The organism is Sorangium sp. So ce204, from assembly GCF_051526795.1.
In the GTDB taxonomy this organism is placed as follows: domain Bacteria; phylum Myxococcota_A; class Polyangia; order Polyangiales; family Polyangiaceae; genus Sorangium; species Sorangium cellulosum_B.
Map to the genome: position 1 here is coordinate 4,785,723 of NZ_CP150317.1, position 19,047 is coordinate 4,804,769.

Sequence of the window (19,047 nt, forward strand, 5' to 3'; positions counted from 1 at the left end):
AGGGGGGCGCATCGCAACGCGTGTGCCGGGATCGGTCAGCAGCGCGAATCGCCGCGTTTCCAGGCGGATCCGCGCGTCTCCGGCGAGCGCTTCGCCGCGCGCCGACACGCGGCCGGGACAGCTGTCACGCGCGCGCGACGGGCGCTGTCGCGGCGGCGTGACAGCGGTCCTGCAGGCGCTCCACCGACCGGTGCGCGTGCACGTGCGCGTGCGCGTGCGGTGCAGGCGCGGCCCGCGGGCGCGCCGGTTCCGGGTTGACGCGGCCCCCTCCAGGGGCACCATGGCGATCATGGGCGACGATCCCGGGGCGGCCTGCACGCTCACGAGCTTCGATGAGGGGCGATCTCTCCGGCTCCCGGCCGTCTCGGTGACCGTCACCCTCCCGGACCGGCGCGCGCTCACCGCGCCGCTCGATCTGCGCCCCCTCCTCGTGGGCGCGGGCGCCGACTGCGATCTGGTCCTCGCCGATCCGCGCGCCTCGCGCAGGCATTGCGAGATCCGGTTGACCGAGCAGGGCGTGCTCCTGCGCGACCTGGGCAGCAAGAACGGCACGCTGATCCGCGACGTCCGGATCCGCGAGGCCTTCCTCCCGCCGGGCGTCCCCGCCACGGTCGGCGGCTCCGAGATCGTCGTCGGCCCCGCGGGGCCCGCGGCCGTCCTGCCGCTCTCCGCCGCGGACGCGTTCGGCGAGGCGGCGGGGCGGAGCCTCCCCATGCGCGCGCTGTTCGCCCGGCTGGAGCGCGCTGCGCCGACCGACGAGACGCTGCTCCTGCTGGGCGAGTCCGGCACCGGCAAGGAGGTGCTGGCGCGGGCGATCCACGCGCAGAGCCGCCGCAAGGACGGCCCCTTCGTGGTCGTGGACTGCGGCGCCATCGCCCCGAACCTCGTCGAGAGCGAGCTCTTCGGCCACGCCCGGGGCGCGTTCACGGGCGCCGCGGCGGCGCGGCCGGGCCTGCTCGAGCAGGCGAGCCGCGGCACGCTCTTCATCGACGAGATCGGCGAGCTCCCGCTCGAGCTCCAGCCGAAGCTCCTCCGCGCCATCGAGGGGCGGCAGATCCGGCGGCTCGGATCGAACGAGTGGCTCCCCTTCGACGCGCGGATCGTGGCGGCCACGCACCGGAACCTGCGCGCGAAGGCCCAGGACGGCTCGTTCCGGGCCGATCTCTACTTCCGGCTCTCGGTGGTGGAGGTCCATGTCCCCGCGCTCCGCGAGCGCAAGGACGACATCCCGCTCCTGGTCGAGCGGTTCCTGGCCGCGCGCGACCCGCCGCGCGCGCTCGCGGACCTGCCGCCGGGCGCGCTCCCGCTGCTGGAGGCGTACGACTGGCCGGGGAACGTGCGCGAGCTCCGGAACACCGTCGCGCGGCTCGTCCTCTTCCCCGAGCTGCTCCACGAGATCCTCGGCGCCGCGCCGCCGGCGCCGCAGGGGAGCCTGAGCGCGGAAGCAGCGCGGCCCGATCCCTCGGGCGCGGCGCCCTCCGGAGCGGCTTCGTCGGGCGCTGCGCCCTCCGGCGCGTCGCCGGCAGGGCCCGGGGATGCGCGCCTCCACAGGCTCCTGGAGCTGCCGCTGCCCGAGGCGCGGGAGGTCGTGCTGGAGGAGCTGGAGCGCGCCTACGTCACCGAGAAGCTCCGCCAGCACGGGGGCAACATCTCGCAGGCGGCCGACGCGATGGGCGTCTCCCGCCAGCTCGTCCACCGGCTGCTCCAGCGCCACGGCCTCCGCGCCCGATGATGCTGCCCGTGGACGGCGACGATCCCCGCGTCGACGCCCCGCCGTGGCCGCGGCGCGGGCGCGACGACGCGACCGTCACCGGCCCGGCCGCGCCCGGGGCCACGCCCGCCGCGCCCGGGGCTTCGCCCGCCGCGCCCGGGGCCACGCCCGCCGCGCCCGAGGCCACGTCCGATCTCGGCCTCGACGACGAGAGCCGGCGCGCCGCCGACGCGCGCGGGTCCACGCCCGACGCGCCCTCGTCGATCCCACATTCGCCGATACCGCCCTCGCTCCACGCCCGCTTCGAGGACTTCCACCTCCTCGGCCGCGGCGGCATGGGCGCCGTCTACCGGGCCCGGGATCTCCGGCTCGGCCGGCGCGTGGCCATCAAGCTCCTCTCGGCGGGCGCGCAGATCGACGGGAGCTTCCTGCGCGAGGCGCGCTCCCAGGCGCGCCTCCGCCACGAGAACGTCTGCGAGGTCCACGAGGCGGGCGTCGCCGATCACGTGCCCTTCCTCGTCATGCGCTGCATCGACGGCCCCTCCCTCCAGGACGCCCGCGGCGACCTGACCCTCGAGGAGAAGGTGCGCGTGGCCCGCGCCATCGCCGCCGCGCTGCACGAGGCGCACCGGCTCGGCCTCGTGCACCGCGACGTCAAGCCGAGCAACGTCATGCTGGAGCGGGGCACCGACGGCGCCTACCGCCCTTACCTCATGGACTTCGGCATCGCGCGCGAGGCGGGGGAGAGCGGGCCCACCCTGACCGGCGCCCTGCTCGGAACCCCCGCGTACATGGCGCCCGAGCAGGCCGCGGGGCGGGTGCACGCCCTCGATCGGCGGACCGACGTCTACGGCCTCGGGGCGACGCTCTACGCGCTGCTCGCCGGCCGCCCGCCGTTCACCGGGGGCACCGTGATGGACGTGCTCCGCCAGGTGCTGGAGGAGGACGCGCCGCCGCTCCGGACCCTGGACCGCGACATCCCCCAGGATCTCGAGGCGGTGGTGATGCGCTGCCTCGAGAAGCAGCCCGGCGCCCGTTACGAGTCGGCGCGCGCGCTCGGCGAGGATCTTCAGCGCTTCCTGGACGGCGATCCCGTGCTCGCGCGCCGCGCCTCCCTCGGCCGCCGCCTCGCCCGGCATGCGCGGCGGCACCGGGCGGCGGTCGCGAGCGTGGCCGCGCTGCTGCTCGCGGCGCTCGTCGTCGCCGGCCTCCTCGTCCGCGGCCGGCGCGCCGCCGCGGAGCAGGCCAACCTCGCCCGCGAGCTCGGCGAGACCGTGAAGGAGATGGAGCTCTTCCTGCGCGCCGCCCACGCGATGCCGCTCCACGACGTCGAGCGCGAGCGCGACGTCGTCCGCGCCCGGCTCGGGGTCGTCGAGGCCCGGATGGCGACAGCGGGCGAGGTCGGCCGCGGCCCCGGCGAGTACGCGCTCGGCCGCGGCCTGCTCGCGCTCCAGGAGCCGCGCGCCGCGCTCGATCACCTCCGCGCCGCCGAGCGGGCCGGGTACCGATCGCCGGGGCTCCACCACGCCGCCGGCGTGGCGCTCTCCGAGCTCTACCGCCGCGCCCTGGAGGAGACCCGCCGCATCCGCGACCCGGCGCAGCGCGAGGCCCGGATCGCGGCGATCGAGGTCGAGTACAAGGCCCCGGCGATCGAGCACCTCCGCGCGGCGCTGGGCGGCGCCGGCGAGGCGCCGGCGCACGGCGCCATCGAGGCGCCCGCCTACGTGGAAGGGCTGCTCGCGTTCGCCGAGGGCAGGCACGACGAGGCGCTGGAGCGGGCCCGGGAGGCGTTCGCGGCGGCGCCGTGGCTCCACGAGGCGAGGAAGCTGGAGGGCGACGTGCTCTTCGCCCTCGGGAGCCGCCACCGCCACGACGCCGCCGCCTTCGACTTCGACCGGATGAAGGGCCACTTCGACAGCGCCGCCGAGGCGTACCGGATCGCCGCCGACCACGGCCGGTCCGACCCCTCGGTCCACGCCGCCGCGTGCGAGCTCTGGACCCAGACCATGAACGCCGCCGGCAAGCGCGGCGACTCGATGCGCCCGAGCTTCGAGCGCGCGCGGGCGGCCTGCGAGCGGGCGCTCGAGGCGAGCCCGAGGAGCCCCGAGGCGCTGGTCAAGCTCGCCTGGGTCCACAACTGCTTCGCCTGGTGGGCCGCGAGCGGCATGCAGCCGGGCGAGGACGCCGAGGCCGCCCTGCGCGCCGCGACAGCGCGCGCCGAGGCGGCGCTCGACAGGAGCCCGGGCGACGCCTTCGCCCGGTACGTCGCCGCCGCGGTCGCCCGCGCGCGGGCGTACCACGCCGACATGCTCGGCCGCGACCAGCGCGAGGACCTGGAGCGCGCCATCCAGGGCTACGAGGCCGCGCTCCAGCGCGAGCCCGACTTCGCCTGGGCCCTCGCCGAGCTCTGCTCCGTCCACGCCGAGCTCGGCCGCCACGACTCCCTGCACGGCCGCGACCCGAGCCGCTCCTTCGAGCGCGCGGGGGCCCGCTGCGACCAGGTCCTCGCGCTCGACCCGGGCCTCGACGGCGCGCGCACCTCGCGGCTCGTCACCGGCGTCTACGAGGCAGAGCACCTCGTCCGCGCCGGCCGCTCCCCCGAGGAGGCGGTCCAGCGGACGCTCCGGGTGATCGAGGCGATGCATCAGAAGGACCCTTCCTGGGGCTGGGCGCCCTACTGGCGGGTCTGGCTGGAGCACGCGCTCGCGCTGCACGCGCTCGACGCGGGCGCGGATCCCGGCCCGGCGCTCGCGCGTGTCCGGGCGAGCGCGCTGGAGGTGGCGCCGGACGCGACCGCCTTCCCGGAGTCGCTGCGGGCGATGCTGGCGGTGCTCGAGGCGCGCGTCGGGGTCGCGCGGGGGGAGGACCCGTCGCCCTCGATCCGGATCGCGCGCGAGGCGCTCGATCGCCAGATCGCGGTGGCGCCCTGGGACGTGTCGGACCGGCTGCAGCGCGCCGAGGTGGAGCTGCTCGCCTACCGGTGGAGCGCGCGGCGCGGCCGGCCGGACGCGGCGCGGCTCGACGCGGCGCTCGCCGTGCTCGACCCCCTGCTCGGCGGGCAGCGCGCCGATCCCCGGCTCCCCGCGCTGCTGGCCGAGATTTACGAGGCCCGCGCCGCCCACCGGGCGGACCGCGGGGGGGACGCCGCCGCCGACATCGCGGAGGGGCTCCGGCACGCGGACGCGGCGCTCGGGCTCCACCCGCGGTTCGACGGGGCGCTCGTGGCCCAGGGCGGGCTCTGGCTGCTGCGCGCCGCGGCCGCGCCCGGCGCGGCGGCCCGGCGGGAGGCCGCCCGGCGCGGGGCCGAGGCCCTGGAGGCGGCCCTCCTGGCGAACCCGCTGCGCGCCCGGACCGAGGGCGCGCGCCTCGCGGAGGCGCGGCGGCTCGCGGGCCAGGCGCCCGACCCCGCCGCGCCCTGACCGCCCCCGCGGCCCGCGCGGCCCGCGGCGTTCACCGGGGGAACAGCGCGGGATCGATCGTGCGCTCGCGCGTGGGCTCACGGCACCAGTCGGGCTCGATGTCCTTCAGCCACGTCATCGTGCACGGCTTTTCGTTGCAGATGAACTGGCCGTGCCCCGGGAGTCCGACGGGCTGGCAAGTGCCGTTATCGACGCTGTCCGCCAGGGACCCCATGTAGTTGAGGCCGCAGGCCCCGTCCTTGTAGCAGTACCGCTGCTTCAGCGCCGACTCAGGGTTGACGTCGCAGTGGGCGATGAACGGGGCCGTCGCATAGACGAACACCATGGCGCCGAACGCGGTCGAGGGGACCGCGCACCAGAGCGCCTCGCGGTGAACGTACTCGGTGTGAGGCTCCCCGTCGTCGGCCACCTGGGTGCCCGTGAGCAGGACGCTGAGGCCGTCGGTCACGTCGTTGACGTAGGCGATCACGCACTCCAGCACGTTGCCGATCACGGCATCGGAGAGCCCCTGCTCCGTCCAGGCCGACGCGCTGCTCACCATCCCTCGCCCCAGGTAGACCTCCCCGCCGTGGTGCACGACGGTGCCGTAGGGGGCGGCGCAGCGGACGGTGTGATCGAAGACCTCCCTGCCGTCCACGCCCCCGGGGGCCGCCGCGTCGAGGATCTTGGTGGCGAGGATGTTCGGGTGGATCTGGTCGTTCTGGAGCAGCGGGTTCCGCAGCGCCGTGACCACCGCGTACTTCCAGGTGTGCCACGCGAGCTTCTCGGTCCCGTTGGTGTCCGGGATACCGGGCTTCAGCCCTGTCGCCTCGAGCCCCGGCCCGGCGAGCTCGACTTCGATGTCCGACTCCGACGCCGGCCCGCAAGCCGCCATGAGGAGCCCGACGCCCATCACCATCCCGTGCGCACCGACCGAGCGCTTCATCGCGATCTCCTCGTCCAGAGAGTTTAGAGCCTTCGTTCACGGCAACGGCGACCTCGCCGAGCGTGGACACAAGCGGCGATGATCGCCGCGCTGCGTGCCGGGGACAAGGAGCATGCGCCGTGCCACGCGTGCGAGCGGCGCGGCGGCGGCGGATTTGGCCGTGCGGCGGCGGCGGATCGCCGGCGCGTTTCCCGGCGAGGTGGTACGGCGGCGTTACAGGTGACCGTCGCGCGGACAGCGGGTGTTGCGCCGCCATGACAAGCGCCCATCGGGGCTGCCGGAGCGAGGGGGCGGCGGGAGGGGGCGTCGCGGGGCCGCGGAGAGGTGATGTTCTCCTCGCTCCGTGGAGATCCCGGCCAACCCGACGGGAGGGAGCGCGGAGAAGAATCGACCGAGGCCGTGTCGGGTCGGCGGGTGCTTTTACGGGAGCAGGGGAAAGAGGGCGCGATCCGCGCGCTCCACGAACGCCTTCTGCCCGAGGTACACGCCATGAACAAGCCGTCGTCGCTCTCCATTTTCCTCTCGCTCGTTCTCGCCGCGGTCGGCTGTGGCAGCACGAAGCCCGTCGAAACCGAGACGCCCGCGCCCGCGCAGGAGACCCTGCGGGGGAGCCGTTACTGCGAGATCCTGCTCGGCGACGCGGATCTCGGCGCGGGATCGGTGACGATCGACGTGTACAACACGCAGGGCCTGAACGAGTGCCCCGAGGCGGCGTGGGTCGCGGTGGATGAGGCGGAGGTGAGGGCCGAGACGAGCGCAGACGTGGTGGTCCTGAACGGCCCGCGCCACTGGATGATCGACAGCTTCGAGGGCTCGAAGGTGCTCGATCCGGAGGTGCGCACGCTCGGCGGCATCGAGATGCGCAAGACGGGCACGCTCACCGTCGCGCTCGCCGAGGCCTCGGGCAAGGCGAAGCCCTACGAGACACGCGCCGTGCGACGCGACACGACGTGGGGCTACGATGCGGGCAAAACCGTCTATGAGCTCGTCGATCCGGAGGGCGCGATCTACGAGTTGCAGTCGTACAGCGTGCAGGAGGTGCAGCAGGACGAGGCGTCGCTCGCGAAGCTCGGCGAGACATTGACGCTTCCCGACGGCTGGGCCTTTCGAACGCGGGTGATCGAGTTAAGGATCGAGGTGGAGGCGGTGGACGGGCTCGCCGTCGTGGTGCAGGACGACTTCGGGAATACCTATCAGCGCTCGCAGCAATAGGAAGCGAGCCCACGATCTGGACGTCGAAGCGGGAGGACGATGACAGACAGGGAAAGCTCGACGTCCAGCGAGCCTCTCCAGCGTCTGGACCTCCGGGGCCCGGAAGACGGAGTGCGTGCTACGGCTTCTCCGGTGGGAGCGAGGCGGTCCACCCCGCCCACCAGAGCGGAGGATCGAGGTCACGGGAAGCCGCAACCGCCCTGGCGAGCGCCGCGGACAGCGCGCCGCGCTCGACCAGCACCCGCAAGAGGGCGTGTAGCCCGATGATCCTGCCAACGTCGCCTGGGAGCTCACGATAAAGCTTGGGCTTGCCCTGGACGGCCCGGACGTCTTCCGTCACGAAGATGAGATCCGAGCGACGCGATGCGACGGCGATCGAGGCTGCTTCTCCTCGATCCACGAACGCCATGAGGACGCCCCGCGTCGCGTCTTCCTCCGAGCCGGCCAGCACCTCGATGAGCTCCACCGAGCTCCCGCGCAGCTCTCGGCCGGCCTCCTTCATGAGGTTCGTCTCGGGATCGGTCGGCTTCCTGGGCACGGTGAGCTCTTCGAGCACGTCGTCCACGATGGCCATCGGTACGCTCTTTGCCGCAGCCACGAGCGCCTTCAGGCAACCCGCACGCTGGAACGGAATTACCGCGTTGGTGTCGAGGAGGTACCGAACCATGGGAACGCTCTGGCTCACGCGCTCGTGGGCAAATCATCCCAGGCGGTCAGCTGCAGCAACTCCCGCGCGCGCCCGGCGGAGATCAGATCGCGATCGAGCGCTTCGAGCACGCGTCGGGTGAGAACATCGTGCCCGGATGGATCCAACAGAGGGACGGCTGCCGCCGAGCCGCCGCTCGTACGCCTGGCCTTCTCGATCACGGCTTCTTGCTGAAAGTGGACGATGTACTCGCGATTGACCAGATGGTTCACCGTGATCTCGATGGGGGTCTCGAAGTGCTGCCGGGTCCGAGCCAGCAGATCGAGCGCCTTGGACGTGGCCATCTCATACTGGGGGGGGCCCAGGAGCTGCCGCAGTCCCTCTGCGGGCATGAGGAGCTCGGCGGCAAATGCGCGCGCTCGCCTCTCGCCGTGCCATACGACCTTGCCCTCGTCACCCTCCTGATCGACCACGAGGTTGATCTCTCCCTGCGGAGGATCGAACAGGATGTGCCCGAGCTCGTGAGCAAGGTCGACGCGGGCCGCCCATGGATTGGATCGGCGCTTGCTCGCTGTGTTCAAGATGACCGCTGCGATGCCGGTTTGCGGTTCCTTCAACGCAAGCGCATCGATCCGAGCGCTCGACAGCGCCTCGGCCCGCACCAGGACGTCAAACTCCTCTTCGAGCAGCTCGGCCATGTCTCCGAGAGGGCCGGTCTCGTCTCCCAGCGCGCTCCGTAACTTGCGAGCGAGGCGGTACCCGTCCTTGAAAGCTTCCGGGGTGGGCTCCTCTGGCTCGAATCGTTCGCGAAGGCCGGGAGGTCTCCCGAGGAGGGCGTTGACCTTCCGGAGGGCGAGCGCGCGCTCGAACGTTGCCACGACCTGGGGGCGATCCTCGACGTCGCGGAAGTCCGCAAAGGCGCCCTGGCGGAAGAACAGGGCGGCCGTCGGCGAGCGCTCGATCCTGCCCTGCCGCAGGACGCCCGCATCCACGCAGAGGACGTACGCGACGCGGTCCAGCGCCGCTGCGGTGATGTTTCCCTGCCCCTCCTCGAATGCTTCCAGCGTCGCGAGCGGCACGCGTGCAAGCTCCGCGAGCTCCTCATGCGAGAAACCCACCTCCGACCGGCGGGTTCGTACGAGTGTTCCGATCGCCTGATTCATGTCGAGAATGTATGCCCGAGAGGTGTGAACTGGTACCCGGGCGAGGCTGTGGAAAACTGTACGGATTCCTGGAATCCGCGCAACAAATTTGAACCAGGCGGGAGACCGCTCCGGTAGGCCATCGACCGTTTTTTCGTCCTCAACGCCGAGCGAGCCGCTCAGGAGAAGCAAGCCTCCGCAGCCACGGCGCCAGCTGCGAAATCCAAGCGAGGCGGCGACGCGCCCGCGTCGATGAGCTTGGACGAGCTCCGCCGCCATCCCGCTGGAGCGAGGCCGGCGTCGACGTGGCGGGGCTCGAAATGCTGGAGGATGCTCGTCCGCCGGAGGAGGCCCCCGTCCGCTCTCTCGCCTGGAGCTCTTCCGGAGCTGCGTGATCCTGGCGGTTCACGCAGCTCCCGGGCATCGCGACACACAAGCGGTGGTGACGCGCCGACGGGAGCGTTGCGCAACAGCGCAATCCGTTGCGGATCATGACGGGGCATTGCGCTCAGCCCCTCGCTGTCTGAGACGTTTCGCCGAGACATTCACGCATCTCGCGCCGGCACGTGGGTTGCCAGGCCGCCACGCCGCAACGAAACCACGGCGTGTCGCCACGGCGGCAGGCCAGAACCCATCAGACATCACAGGAGGTTTCCCCCGTGAGTGAAACACCGATGTTTTCGACCATCGTCCTCCCCCCGGATCTCGTCGCGGACGACGTGATCGGTCTCCGAGATCAGATGAGCGCGCGGATCGCGGCGGTGCTCCGGCCGAAGGGCGGTAAACGCAAGGAGGGCGACGCGCCGCTGCCCAAGGGGGTCGAGCCCGTCGCGGCGCTGCCGCCGCACATCGACAGGCCGTGGAGGCGCTTCGACGCGGCCGCGACAGAGCTCCAGGGGTTCCGCGGCCTGCGGGCGAGCGCGCAGGCCGATCAGCGTCATGCGGCGCCGAGCGAGGCCGAGCGGAGCGCGGCGAACACCGAGAGCGACGACCGATGGCGCGCGTTCGAGCAGTGGAACGCGGGCGCCGCCGGGCTCTCCGACGATGGGGAGACGCCGTCGCCCTCCGAGGCGCGCTGGCTGTATGCGCAGCTCTTTCCGGCGCCCGAGGGGCTCCGCTTCATCACGCGCCGGCCCCGCGTCCAGTGGGCCGCGATGGTGCAGCGGATGAAGACGCTGGAGGAGGAGCGCGCCCAGGCGGTGATCGAGCAGTTCGGCGGGACCCGGCATTACCGGCAGCTCGTCGCCGCCCACGCGCGCTTCGGCGAGGCCTACGGCTTCACGACCGTGGTCCTCGCCAAGGACGGCGGGCCGACCGACGGCCGGCCGCAGTGGAGCGCCGCCCGGGATGCGCTGCGGAGCGTGATCCAGAAGATCGAGAGCCACGCCGACCCGGAGATCCCGGGGAGCGAGGCGCTCGCCGCGTTCCTGCTGGCGCCCTACGTCGAGATGGTCGACGATCTCGGGAGAGCCCGTCGGAAGGCCCCGGCCAGGAAGCCCGAGGTCGTCTCGGCGCCCCCGTTCGGGGCCGGCGGGGCGCCGTGAACCCGTCCGGGTGAGGTGGGTCGTCCACGGGGGAGATGGGTGGCACCCATCTCCCGGTGGACGTGCCTCCAAGAAAAGATGGGTGGCACCCATCTCCGCGGTGGACGTGCCTCCAAGAAAAGATGGGTGGCACCCATCTCCCGGTGGACGTGCCTTTAAGAAAAGATGGGTGGCACCCGTCTCCGCGGTGGAGAGGCCCCCCTCCGGCCTCGGCGAGCCCCCCTGGGCGCCCTTCCTCAATGGCAAGGTGCGCTTTCCTCGTCGAGTACGGTAAAGGCGGTGGCCGCGAGGAGCGCTTCCTCACACGGGACGGCTACAACAACGCCCAGGTCAAGGGCCGCAACAACCCGCGGCTGAAGAGCTCGCCGCGCTGTTCCACGCCGCGGGGATTTAGCTGTCCGAGCCGATCGCGGCGTTTGAGAAGGCATGTCTGCGGCAACTTGATACGCGCGCGCCGCGGCAATTCTTGCGTCTGCGAAGAAATTGATGTATGCCAGATGATCATGCTCAAGGGTACCTTGGAGGGATGGGATGTCTCCGCCGAGGTGGCAGCCATCTCCGACCGGTTCCGGGGGCTACCTGGCGTGATGGGGGTGTTCTGGGGAGAGAAGCGCCAGGGCGGCGCGTGGCTCGATCGGCCCGCCATCTGTGTCCACGTGGCGAGGAAGCGCGCCGGCAGAGACCTACCTGAAAGCGAGCGCCTGCCGGCGAGCCTCGACGGGTATTCCATCGACGTGCTCGAGGTCGGGGAGATCCGGGCGCATACGGTGGACGTCCGCAGCGAGGTGCGCTCCGGCCACGGCCCCCGGATGCGCAGGTCGACCCTTTCGGCGGTGATGCAAGACGACGGCGTCACCTACGCGCTCCTCTCCGGGCACGGGACCTTGCCCTACAGCGACGGACGAATCAGGTCGTTTTACGGACCTGGCGACGGCCCGAACGAGCAGGTGCAGGTCGTCGACGTCCTCGGGACAGCGCACCGGGCTACCCTGCTGCAAGGTCGGCTGGGGGCGAACCAGCCCGTCGACTTCGCGATAGCCCGGCTCGATCCGGGCCCTGCGTGGAGCGTGAACGGTCATCACCCTGCGACCGAGTGCGGCCCGCCGTTCCCGCTCTTCGCGACGCTCGGCGCCGATCGCATGAAAGTGCGGCACTTCTCTCGCGTCATCGCCGGGAGGGATCCGATCCGCCGCGGGAGGCTGCGGCAGGTCGCCTCGTCGACGACGAGGGTCACCCTGCCCGACGGGGTCCCCCACGACTACACCGGTGCGCTCGTCATCGATTCTCTGGAGGATGGCGCCTTCAGCAAGGCCGGCGACTCGGGGTCCCTGGTGACCAGCGAGGATGGCCGGGTCATCGGGACCGTCTTCGCCGGGAGCACCACCCGGCCCGTCTCGTTCCTGCTGCCCATCGGCTATCTTGCCCGCGAGATCGGGCCCATGTACTGGAAATTCTTCCGAGGATCCAACCAATGAGAGCCCACCTGTTCATTCTGCCCATGCTCGCCGCATGGCTGCTCCCCCAGAACGCGCGCGCGGCGAGCCAGGAGACCTACGATGTCTTCCAGATTGCGCAGAAGTCGATCGCCGGGCCGACCTTCGCCGATGTGTTCAAGAGACCGGCGGGCGCGGTCGCGACGGACGTGGACTTCTGGATCAAGGCCGAGAACGGCGGCGTGGTGACGAAGGAAGAGCACTGCAAGGTCAATGTCGATAAGGCCTCGATCAAGCCCAGCGCCGGTGGCCTCGACGACTGCCCGCTCCTGTGGCGCTCGCAGCGCCCCGACGATCAGCTCACCCTGTCGTTCATGGGCCCTTCGCCAAACCTCGACAAGACTGCTCCGGCGAGCTTCAATCCCAACGCGACGATAGTCCTCAAGCACAGGCCGCGCTCCGGCAACGGGACGAAGCTGTCGCTGGCCGACGAGAACGGGGATTCGCTGAAGGTCGCGAGCGGAGCGCCCGCCGCCCAGGGCCAAGTCGCGTTCGTGGTCGACGTGGGCGGCAAGCGCGAATGGAGGATCGTGCCGACCCAGGACGACAAGCTGGCGCTGCCTATCGAGCTCAAGGGGGCCCAGGCGATCACCGGGTTTGCAGACTTCGACGGCAGCGGCTACGCCGGCTACGCCGAGTTCCAGATCGACAACAAGGACGAACAATCGCCCCCCACGGCGGGGGGCGTGCCGTTGGAGCTCGAGGATACCTTCTGCAACAAGAAGGATCGCAATCAAGAGACGGTTCTCATCTGCGTCGATCTGGTGACCGACGGAGACCGGCCGGTCTTCCAGTTCAAGCCGGATACCAGCCAGATCATCCGCCCGAACCGGGCCGTCCTGGTGAGGGTGCGGCACCTTCGCGAAAAGAAGGTGAACATCACCATGGATGGCGAGCGCGGCCTCTTCCAGCCGGGCATCCGTGCCGAGATCTCGGAGAAGGCGGGCCAAGAACAGGCCCAGGCCGATCTGAAGGGCGGAGGTGGCAAATCCCAGAAGTCCATCGACATTGTCTCCGAATCCACGTTCGGGCCGCGCCGACCGGGCAAGGCGGACATCAAGATCAAGCACCTCGATGGCGCAGAGAACCCGACGTACACCGTCGAGCTCCTCGTGGAGCAGACCTACGTCGGTGCCGTCCGGCTCGGCCTGGGCCCGGTTTTCACCGGCGCGGTCGACCGCGTGTATGAAGCCAGCACCCGGCCCGGCAGCCAGCAGCCCGAGATCGTCGCCAGGTCGTCGGGCAACGTCGATGTCGAGCTGGTGCTGGGGTTCGCCCCCTTCGTGTTCGACTACCTCGCCGACGGCGGCCGCTCGGCAATCCGGGGATGCGGGACCTGCGTCGCTCCCTATGTGGGGATCGGGCTGTTGAACCAGAGCGCCACCAGCCTCGAGCTCCTCAAATCGCTGCACCTCGGGCTCGAATGGGAGTTTTCGCCCAGCTTCTCGCTCGCGGGCACCGTGGTGCTGCGCCGCGTGACGCGCCTCGCGCCCGGGTACGAGGTGGGGTCACCCGTGGACGCAGGCTCGGTCCCTACCACCGAGCGCTACGGCGTCGGCGGGGGCCTCGTCTTCAACTTCAGCCCTGAATTTCTCCAGGTCGCGACCCGCAGCAGCGCGACTTTCTTCAAGTGAGGGACCGGCCCATGTACGTCGCAAAGCTTGCCGTCCGATCCATCGCTCTTTCGCTCCTCGTGGCCGCGTGCAACTTCGACGACGAACCCCCGGACGTCGAGGTCGAGTGCCGGGGCGACGACATCGAGATCGAGGTCCTCGAGCAGAACCCGGAGCGAATCGTGCGATCCGACCTCCTGGTCCGGGGCACGGCCGAGCACTCGGCGGATCTGACCATTCGCAACATCATGGTGGCCGGAGTCGCCGCGACGCGCGACGCCTTCAACTTCCGGAGCTGGACGGCGACGGTGCCCCTGGCGGTCCTCCGGTCCCTCCCGCCCGGGGAAGGCGGGCTGGTGAGCGTCCCCGTTGTGGCGACCGACGCGTGTGAGGAGGAAGCCAGGGCCGACTTCCTGGTGAACCTCGGTATTCCCGTCGAGAACCTCGCGCTCGTCCGCACCTACCCGGACGGCGAGGGCTATATCCCGGCGAACGGGAAGTTTCACGCGACGCTCGTGATCACCGCCGCTCCCGCGGCCGCGGGCGCGCGTGTCACGTTCCAGGCCAGCGAGGGTGGCTCCCTCGGCGGCACGGTCGCCAACCAGGTCGTGCTCGCGGGCGACGGAACGGCCAATGCCGTGGCCACGGCCACCTTCACCTCGACCCGGCCTGGGAGGGCGTGGGTCACGGCGACAGCAGGTGATGCGAGCGCCGCCCCGGTGGAGATCCTCGTCGCCGACCGGCCCTCGCTCTTCCCCTCGTCCAGCGCGCTGCGGCCGTCCCAGGCCATCCGAGTGACCGCGGACACCGAAGGTCGCGTCGAGTCCTGCCAGGCGACGCCGGCGCAGGGCATCACGGTGACCTCGGCGGGCCATGATCTCATGGCCGGAGCGGCGGCGGCGGAGGACGACGACGGCGATGGCCGGGTGGACATCGAGGTCAAGGCCGCCGACACGCTCACTGGTCCGGTGAGCGTGACGGTAGCCTGTCGCGATCCCTTCGGTCAGACCGCTAGCGGCACGTACACCGCCGCCCCGTGAGACCCCGACGATCTGCGCCGCCAGGGGCTGAGCGCGTGCCCTCGTGGTGCGCGTGAGCGCATGGCGAGGCCGCCAGAGCCGCACGCCACACAATCGGTCGTGAGCCGCCGGCTCGAGTGAGGCGGCCGCTGTCCTGATCCCGCGCAAAGTTGCTGTTGCCGTGGACCTGAAACCCTGACCGACAAGACGAGCGTTCGGCATGTTCCTCAAGATCCTCATCGTCCTCTTGCTCGCGCTGCCAACTCTGTTTTCCCTCTACGTCTTTTCGATTGAAGGGACGAAAATGCTCAGGCCGTTGGCGTTCACCTTCACGCTGACCTCTGCGCTCTACGTCCTTGTCGTGAGTCTCGTTCGCGTCCGTCACCCTTCCACGCCGTACCTCGGTTTCTGGATCGTGGTGCCCATCTGCTCGGCGCTCATTCTCGCTTGCGTGGTGATGGCTCTCTCCGTCGTCGGTCATTGACGAGCGTGAGCGGCGCTGCGGCGAGCGACCGGTCGAATGCCGCCTGGATGTGCGCTCGCCTGCCGTAGACTCGCTGGCCATGACGGCGAACCGGCGCGGTCTCTACCAGGATCTGATCACGGAGGCGCTGGCGTCCGGCCTGCGCGAGCTCGACGCCAGCCTGGAGGTCCGCACCGCGGCGCTCCGGGCCGCTGAGGCCGCCGACCGTATCGCACTGCACCTGGGTCGCCTCGTGCAGCGCGCCCTCTCCGGCGTGCCCGATGCGGAGCGTGTGGCCGTCGGCGTGGGTCTGGCGCGGAGGCTCGTCGAGCAGATCGACCAGGTGATCGCCGGCGCGGAGCTCCAGCCCGAGGCGCCCGTCGAGCCGGCGACGGTGCTCCACGCCATCGTCGGGCGAAAGCCGGACGGCAGGCCGGAGACGATCCCCGAGCCGCTCATCCCGCTCCTCGACACGGCGCTGCTCACCAACGCGCCTGGCGAGCCGAGGGTAGGCCACCAGCTCCTGACCGAGGTTCGCTCGGCGGACCGCATCGACGTCGTCATGGCGTTCGTCCGCCGGAGCGGCATCGCCCCGCTGCTCGAGGCGCTCCGCGTGCACTGTCAGGCGGGCCGCGCGCTGCGTGTGCTGACGACTACGTACACGGGATCGACCGAAGCGGCGGCGCTCGAGGCGCTCCGCAAGATCGGCGCCGAGGTGTGCGTGTCGTACGACACGGGGACGACCCGCCTGCACGCGAAGGCCTGGCTGTTTCATCGCGCGTCGGGCTTCTCGACTGCCTATATCGGCTCTTCCAACCTGACACACACCGCGCAAACGAGCGGGCTCGAGTGGAACGTTCGCGTGTCCGGCGCCCGCAACCCGGATGTCGTCGCCAAGGTCGCCGCCGTCTTCGAGAGCTACTGGAACAGCGGCGACTTCGTGCCGTACGACCGCGCGGAGTTCCTGGAGCGCGTCGATCAGGCGACGAACGCGGCGCTACCGGTGATGCTCGGCCCGATCGAGCTCCGCGCCGAGCCGTTCCAGGAACGTCTGCTCGAGCAGATCGCGCTCTCCCGCGAGCGCGGGCATCACCGCAACCTGCTGGTATCGGCGACCGGCACCGGCAAGACCGTCATGGCCGCCATCGACTACGCCCGGCTCCGGGAGGCGCTCCCCCGCGCACGCCTGCTCTTCGTCGCGCACCGCGGGGAGATCCTGGAGCAGAGCCTCGCGACGTTTCGTCACGGCCTGCGCGATCATGCCTTTGGCGAGCTGTGGGTCGGCGGCCGTCACCCGCGGCGCTTCGAGCATGTCTTTGCGTCGATCCAGAGCCTCTCGGCAGCAGGGCTCGATGACCTGGATCCGGCCCATTTCGACGTGGTGATCATCGATGAGTTTCACCACGCCGCCGCGCCGTCGTACCGCGCGCTGCTGGAGCGCGTGCGTCCCGTCGAGCTCCTCGGCCTCACGGCCACGCCCGAGAGAAGCGATGGGCTCCCGCTCCTCGGCTGGTTCGATGACCGGATCGCCGCAGAGCTGCGGCTCTGGGACGCGATCGATCAGCACCGGCTCGTTCCGTTCGTCTACTACGGCATCCACGACGGGCTGGACCTGCGCGATGTGCCCTGGCGTCGCGGGCGCGGCTACGACGTCGATGGCCTCTCCAAGCTGCTCACCGCCAACGACGTCTGGGCCCGGCAGGTGGTGGCCCAGCTCGCCGCGCATGTCGATGACACGCGAACGATGCGGGCGCTCGGATTCTGCGTCAGCATCGAGCACGCGCGGTTCATGGCGCGCGTCTTTCGCGAGGCCGGCGTCGCGGCGAGCGCGGTGTGGGGGGACAGCGCCGATGACGAGCGGCGCGCGGCCCTCGCCGATCTCGGCGCGCGGCGGGTCAACGTTGTCTTCTCCGTGGATCTGTTCAACGAGGGCATCGACGTCCCTGCGGTCGACACGCTGATCCTCCTGCGCCCGACCGACAGCCCCACGCTCTTCTTGCAGCAGCTCGGGCGCGGCCTGCGGCGCAGCGCCGGCAAGACCGTTTGCACGGTGCTCGACTTCGTCGGGCACCATCGGCGCGAGTTCCGCTTCGATCGCCGCTTCGCAGCCCTGCTCGGCGGGAGCCGGAAAGAGCTCGTTCAGCAGATCGAAGGCGGGTTCCCGTTTCTGCCCGCGGGCTGCCACATGGAGCTCGACCAGAAGGCATCGGAGCTCGTGCTCGAGAACATCCGGCAAGCGGTGCCGTCGGGGTGGACGGCCAAGGTCGACGAGCTGCGGCGGCTCGCCCGCGGCGGCGACGTGAGCCTTGCGCGGTTCCTCGAAGAGACCGGGCTCGAGCTCGAGGACGTCTATGCAGGGCAGCGCTCGTGGTCAGACCTCCGTGGTGACGCCGGGCTCCCGTCGCTCGGCGTAGGACCGCACGAGCAGGTGCTGCGGCGCGCGTGCGGGCGGCTGCTCCACGTCGACGACTTCGTGCGGATCGAGGTGGTTCGCCGGCTGCTCGCGTCCGACGCGTGCCCCGATCCCGGGGCGATGAGCGTGCGGGAGCGCCGCCTCCTGCGCATGCTCGTCGCCACCGTGGCCGATCGCGCCATCGACAAGGCGACCACCCTTGCGCAGGCGTGCGCCCTCGTCTGGGCGCACCCCCAGGTGCGCGCGGAGCTCGTCGAGGTGATGGACGTGCTCGCCGCCCGCGTGGGCCACGTTCACCGGGGGCTCGCGACCCATCCGGACGTGCCGCTCCAGGTGCACGCGCGCTATTCGCGCATCGAAATCCTGGCGGCGTTCGGCGTCGGGGGCAGCGCGAAGGTCGCGCCCTGGCAGACAGGAGTGTACTGGGCGAAGGACGCCCGCGCCGACCTGCTCGCGTTCACGCTCGACAAGACGAACGGGCAGTTCTCGCCGACGACGCGCTACCGCGACCATGCCATCAACCGGCAGCTGATCCACTGGGAGAGCCAGTCGACCACCCGCGCCGAGAGCGAGACGGGGCAGCGCTACCAGCAGCACGAGGCGCTCGGCACGGCGGTGATGCTGTTCGCGCGGCTGCGCAGCGACGAGCGGGCGTTCTGGTTCCTGGGGCCGGCGAGCTATGTGCGGCATGAGTCGGAGTTGCCGATGGCGATCACGTGGCGGCTGAAGCATGCGCTGCCGGGGGACCTGTTCGCGTCGTTTGCGGCGGCGGTGGCGTGAGGGGAACCTTGTCCGCTTCTGCGGACAAAGTGCGCGCCTGCGGTGCACCTAAGTGAACCACCCGCCGGCTCTCGTCTCGGCATTGCCCGGAGATTGAGCTGCCGCGGGAGTCTGATCCACAAGCAGGTCGTTCCGGGCGGCCATTGGCGAGACGCCAGGAACGGTCATGAAGCTGCACCCGCGTGCATCCGCAAGCGCCGCCTTAAGAGGCGTCGCTTGCTTCCGAAGCGACGAGCTTCTCCTGCCATTCCTTGTACGAGATCCCCTCGTTCTTTACCTTCCAAGCGACACGCCCGTTGAGCCCGGTGCCCGACACCACGGCCGCTGCTCCAGAAGGTGAATCGAAGGCGTACTCCTGAGTGAACCGGAACAGGTTCGGGTTCCCGTTGGCCGGCACGAGCACCCCAGCGTCTCGAAGGTTCTTGCGAAGTGCACGCGCTCCATCGCCGAGGGACTCGACCTCCCTCACCCGCGCCGAGGAGCCCTGGCGGATGACGAACTGGCCCTCGCGCACGACGCACTCGGCCCTCGCATCCTGCGGTCTCCGACGGGCCGACGAGGATGTAGATGCCGGTCTTCTTCACCTCGGGACGCAACGCGAGACGAGCGAGATCCGTGCGAGGGCAGACGAGGGCCAACCCGGTCCAGTTGCCAACTTCGGCCGTGC

The 19,047-nt window shown here is 70.9% G+C and carries 13 protein-coding genes; 9 read left to right on the plus strand and 4 right to left on the minus strand.

Going from position 1 to position 19,047, the window contains the following annotated elements:
- Positions 1-289 precede the first annotated feature (289 nt).
- Positions 290-1,732, plus strand: a complete 1,443-nt coding sequence (locus tag WMF22_RS17605; protein WP_438036450.1) for a sigma 54-interacting transcriptional regulator — start codon at positions 290-292, stop codon at positions 1,730-1,732.
- A complete protein-coding gene (locus WMF22_RS17610) occupies positions 1,732-5,130 on the plus strand; it encodes a protein kinase domain-containing protein (RefSeq protein WP_438037265.1) in 3,399 nt (1,132 codons plus the stop codon). The genes WMF22_RS17605 and WMF22_RS17610 overlap by 1 nt, the downstream gene beginning before the upstream one ends.
- Before the next feature lie 31 nt (positions 5,131-5,161).
- Here WMF22_RS17610 and WMF22_RS17615 read toward each other — a convergent pair whose 3' ends face one another.
- A complete protein-coding gene (locus WMF22_RS17615) occupies positions 5,162-6,055 on the minus strand; it encodes a hypothetical protein (RefSeq protein WP_437300214.1) in 894 nt (297 codons plus the stop codon).
- A 489-nt stretch (positions 6,056-6,544) separates the two neighbouring features.
- Between WMF22_RS17615 and WMF22_RS17620 the strand changes: the two genes are divergently transcribed.
- Positions 6,545-7,267 carry a hypothetical protein gene (locus WMF22_RS17620; RefSeq protein ID WP_438036451.1) on the plus strand — a complete coding sequence of 241 codons (723 nt, stop codon included), beginning with the start codon at positions 6,545-6,547 and terminating at the stop codon, positions 7,265-7,267.
- Between the two features lie 118 nt (positions 7,268-7,385).
- Here WMF22_RS17620 and WMF22_RS17625 read toward each other — a convergent pair whose 3' ends face one another.
- Both WMF22_RS17625 and WMF22_RS17630 read right to left on the minus strand, forming a co-directional pair.
- Positions 7,386-7,841: a hypothetical protein gene (locus WMF22_RS17625; protein WP_438036452.1), complete on the minus strand. Its 456-nt coding sequence runs from the start codon at positions 7,839-7,841 to the stop codon at positions 7,386-7,388.
- A gap of 107 nt (positions 7,842-7,948) precedes the next feature.
- Positions 7,949-9,247, minus strand: coding sequence for a helix-turn-helix domain-containing protein (locus WMF22_RS17630; RefSeq protein ID WP_438036453.1), 1,299 nt, complete (start codon positions 9,245-9,247; stop codon positions 7,949-7,951).
- Between the two features lie 482 nt (positions 9,248-9,729).
- Between WMF22_RS17630 and WMF22_RS17635 the strand changes: the two genes are divergently transcribed.
- The 6 genes from WMF22_RS17635 to WMF22_RS17660 all read left to right on the plus strand — a co-directional run bounded on the left by WMF22_RS17635 (position 9,730) and on the right by WMF22_RS17660 (position 18,380).
- The gene (locus tag WMF22_RS17635; RefSeq protein ID WP_437300217.1) at positions 9,730-10,599 is read left to right on the plus strand and encodes a hypothetical protein; all 870 of its coding nucleotides are present in this window, start codon (positions 9,730-9,732) and stop codon (positions 10,597-10,599) included.
- 497 nt (positions 10,600-11,096) lie between these two features.
- Positions 11,097-12,074 carry a hypothetical protein gene (locus tag WMF22_RS17640; RefSeq protein WP_438036454.1) on the plus strand — a complete coding sequence of 326 codons (978 nt, stop codon included), beginning with the start codon at positions 11,097-11,099 and terminating at the stop codon, positions 12,072-12,074.
- Positions 12,071-13,726 carry a hypothetical protein gene (locus WMF22_RS17645; protein WP_438036455.1) on the plus strand — a complete coding sequence of 552 codons (1,656 nt, stop codon included), beginning with the start codon at positions 12,071-12,073 and terminating at the stop codon, positions 13,724-13,726. Before WMF22_RS17640 ends, WMF22_RS17645 begins: the two co-directional genes overlap by 4 nt.
- An 11-nt stretch (positions 13,727-13,737) precedes the next feature.
- Positions 13,738-14,745 carry a hypothetical protein gene (locus WMF22_RS17650; protein WP_438036456.1) on the plus strand — a complete coding sequence of 336 codons (1,008 nt, stop codon included), beginning with the start codon at positions 13,738-13,740 and terminating at the stop codon, positions 14,743-14,745.
- A gap of 199 nt (positions 14,746-14,944) precedes the next feature.
- Entirely contained in the window at positions 14,945-15,208 is a 264-nt protein-coding gene (locus WMF22_RS17655; protein ID WP_437300221.1) for a hypothetical protein, read from the plus strand.
- A 79-nt stretch (positions 15,209-15,287) separates the two neighbouring features.
- Positions 15,288-18,380, plus strand: coding sequence for a DUF3427 domain-containing protein (locus WMF22_RS17660; protein ID WP_438036457.1), 3,093 nt, complete (start codon positions 15,288-15,290; stop codon positions 18,378-18,380).
- Between the two features lie 202 nt (positions 18,381-18,582).
- Here the strand turns inward: WMF22_RS17660 and WMF22_RS17665 are convergent, their stop codons facing one another.
- Entirely contained in the window at positions 18,583-18,894 is a 312-nt protein-coding gene (locus WMF22_RS17665) for a DUF4357 domain-containing protein (protein ID WP_438036458.1), read from the minus strand.
- Between the last annotated feature and the right edge of the window lie 153 nt (positions 18,895-19,047).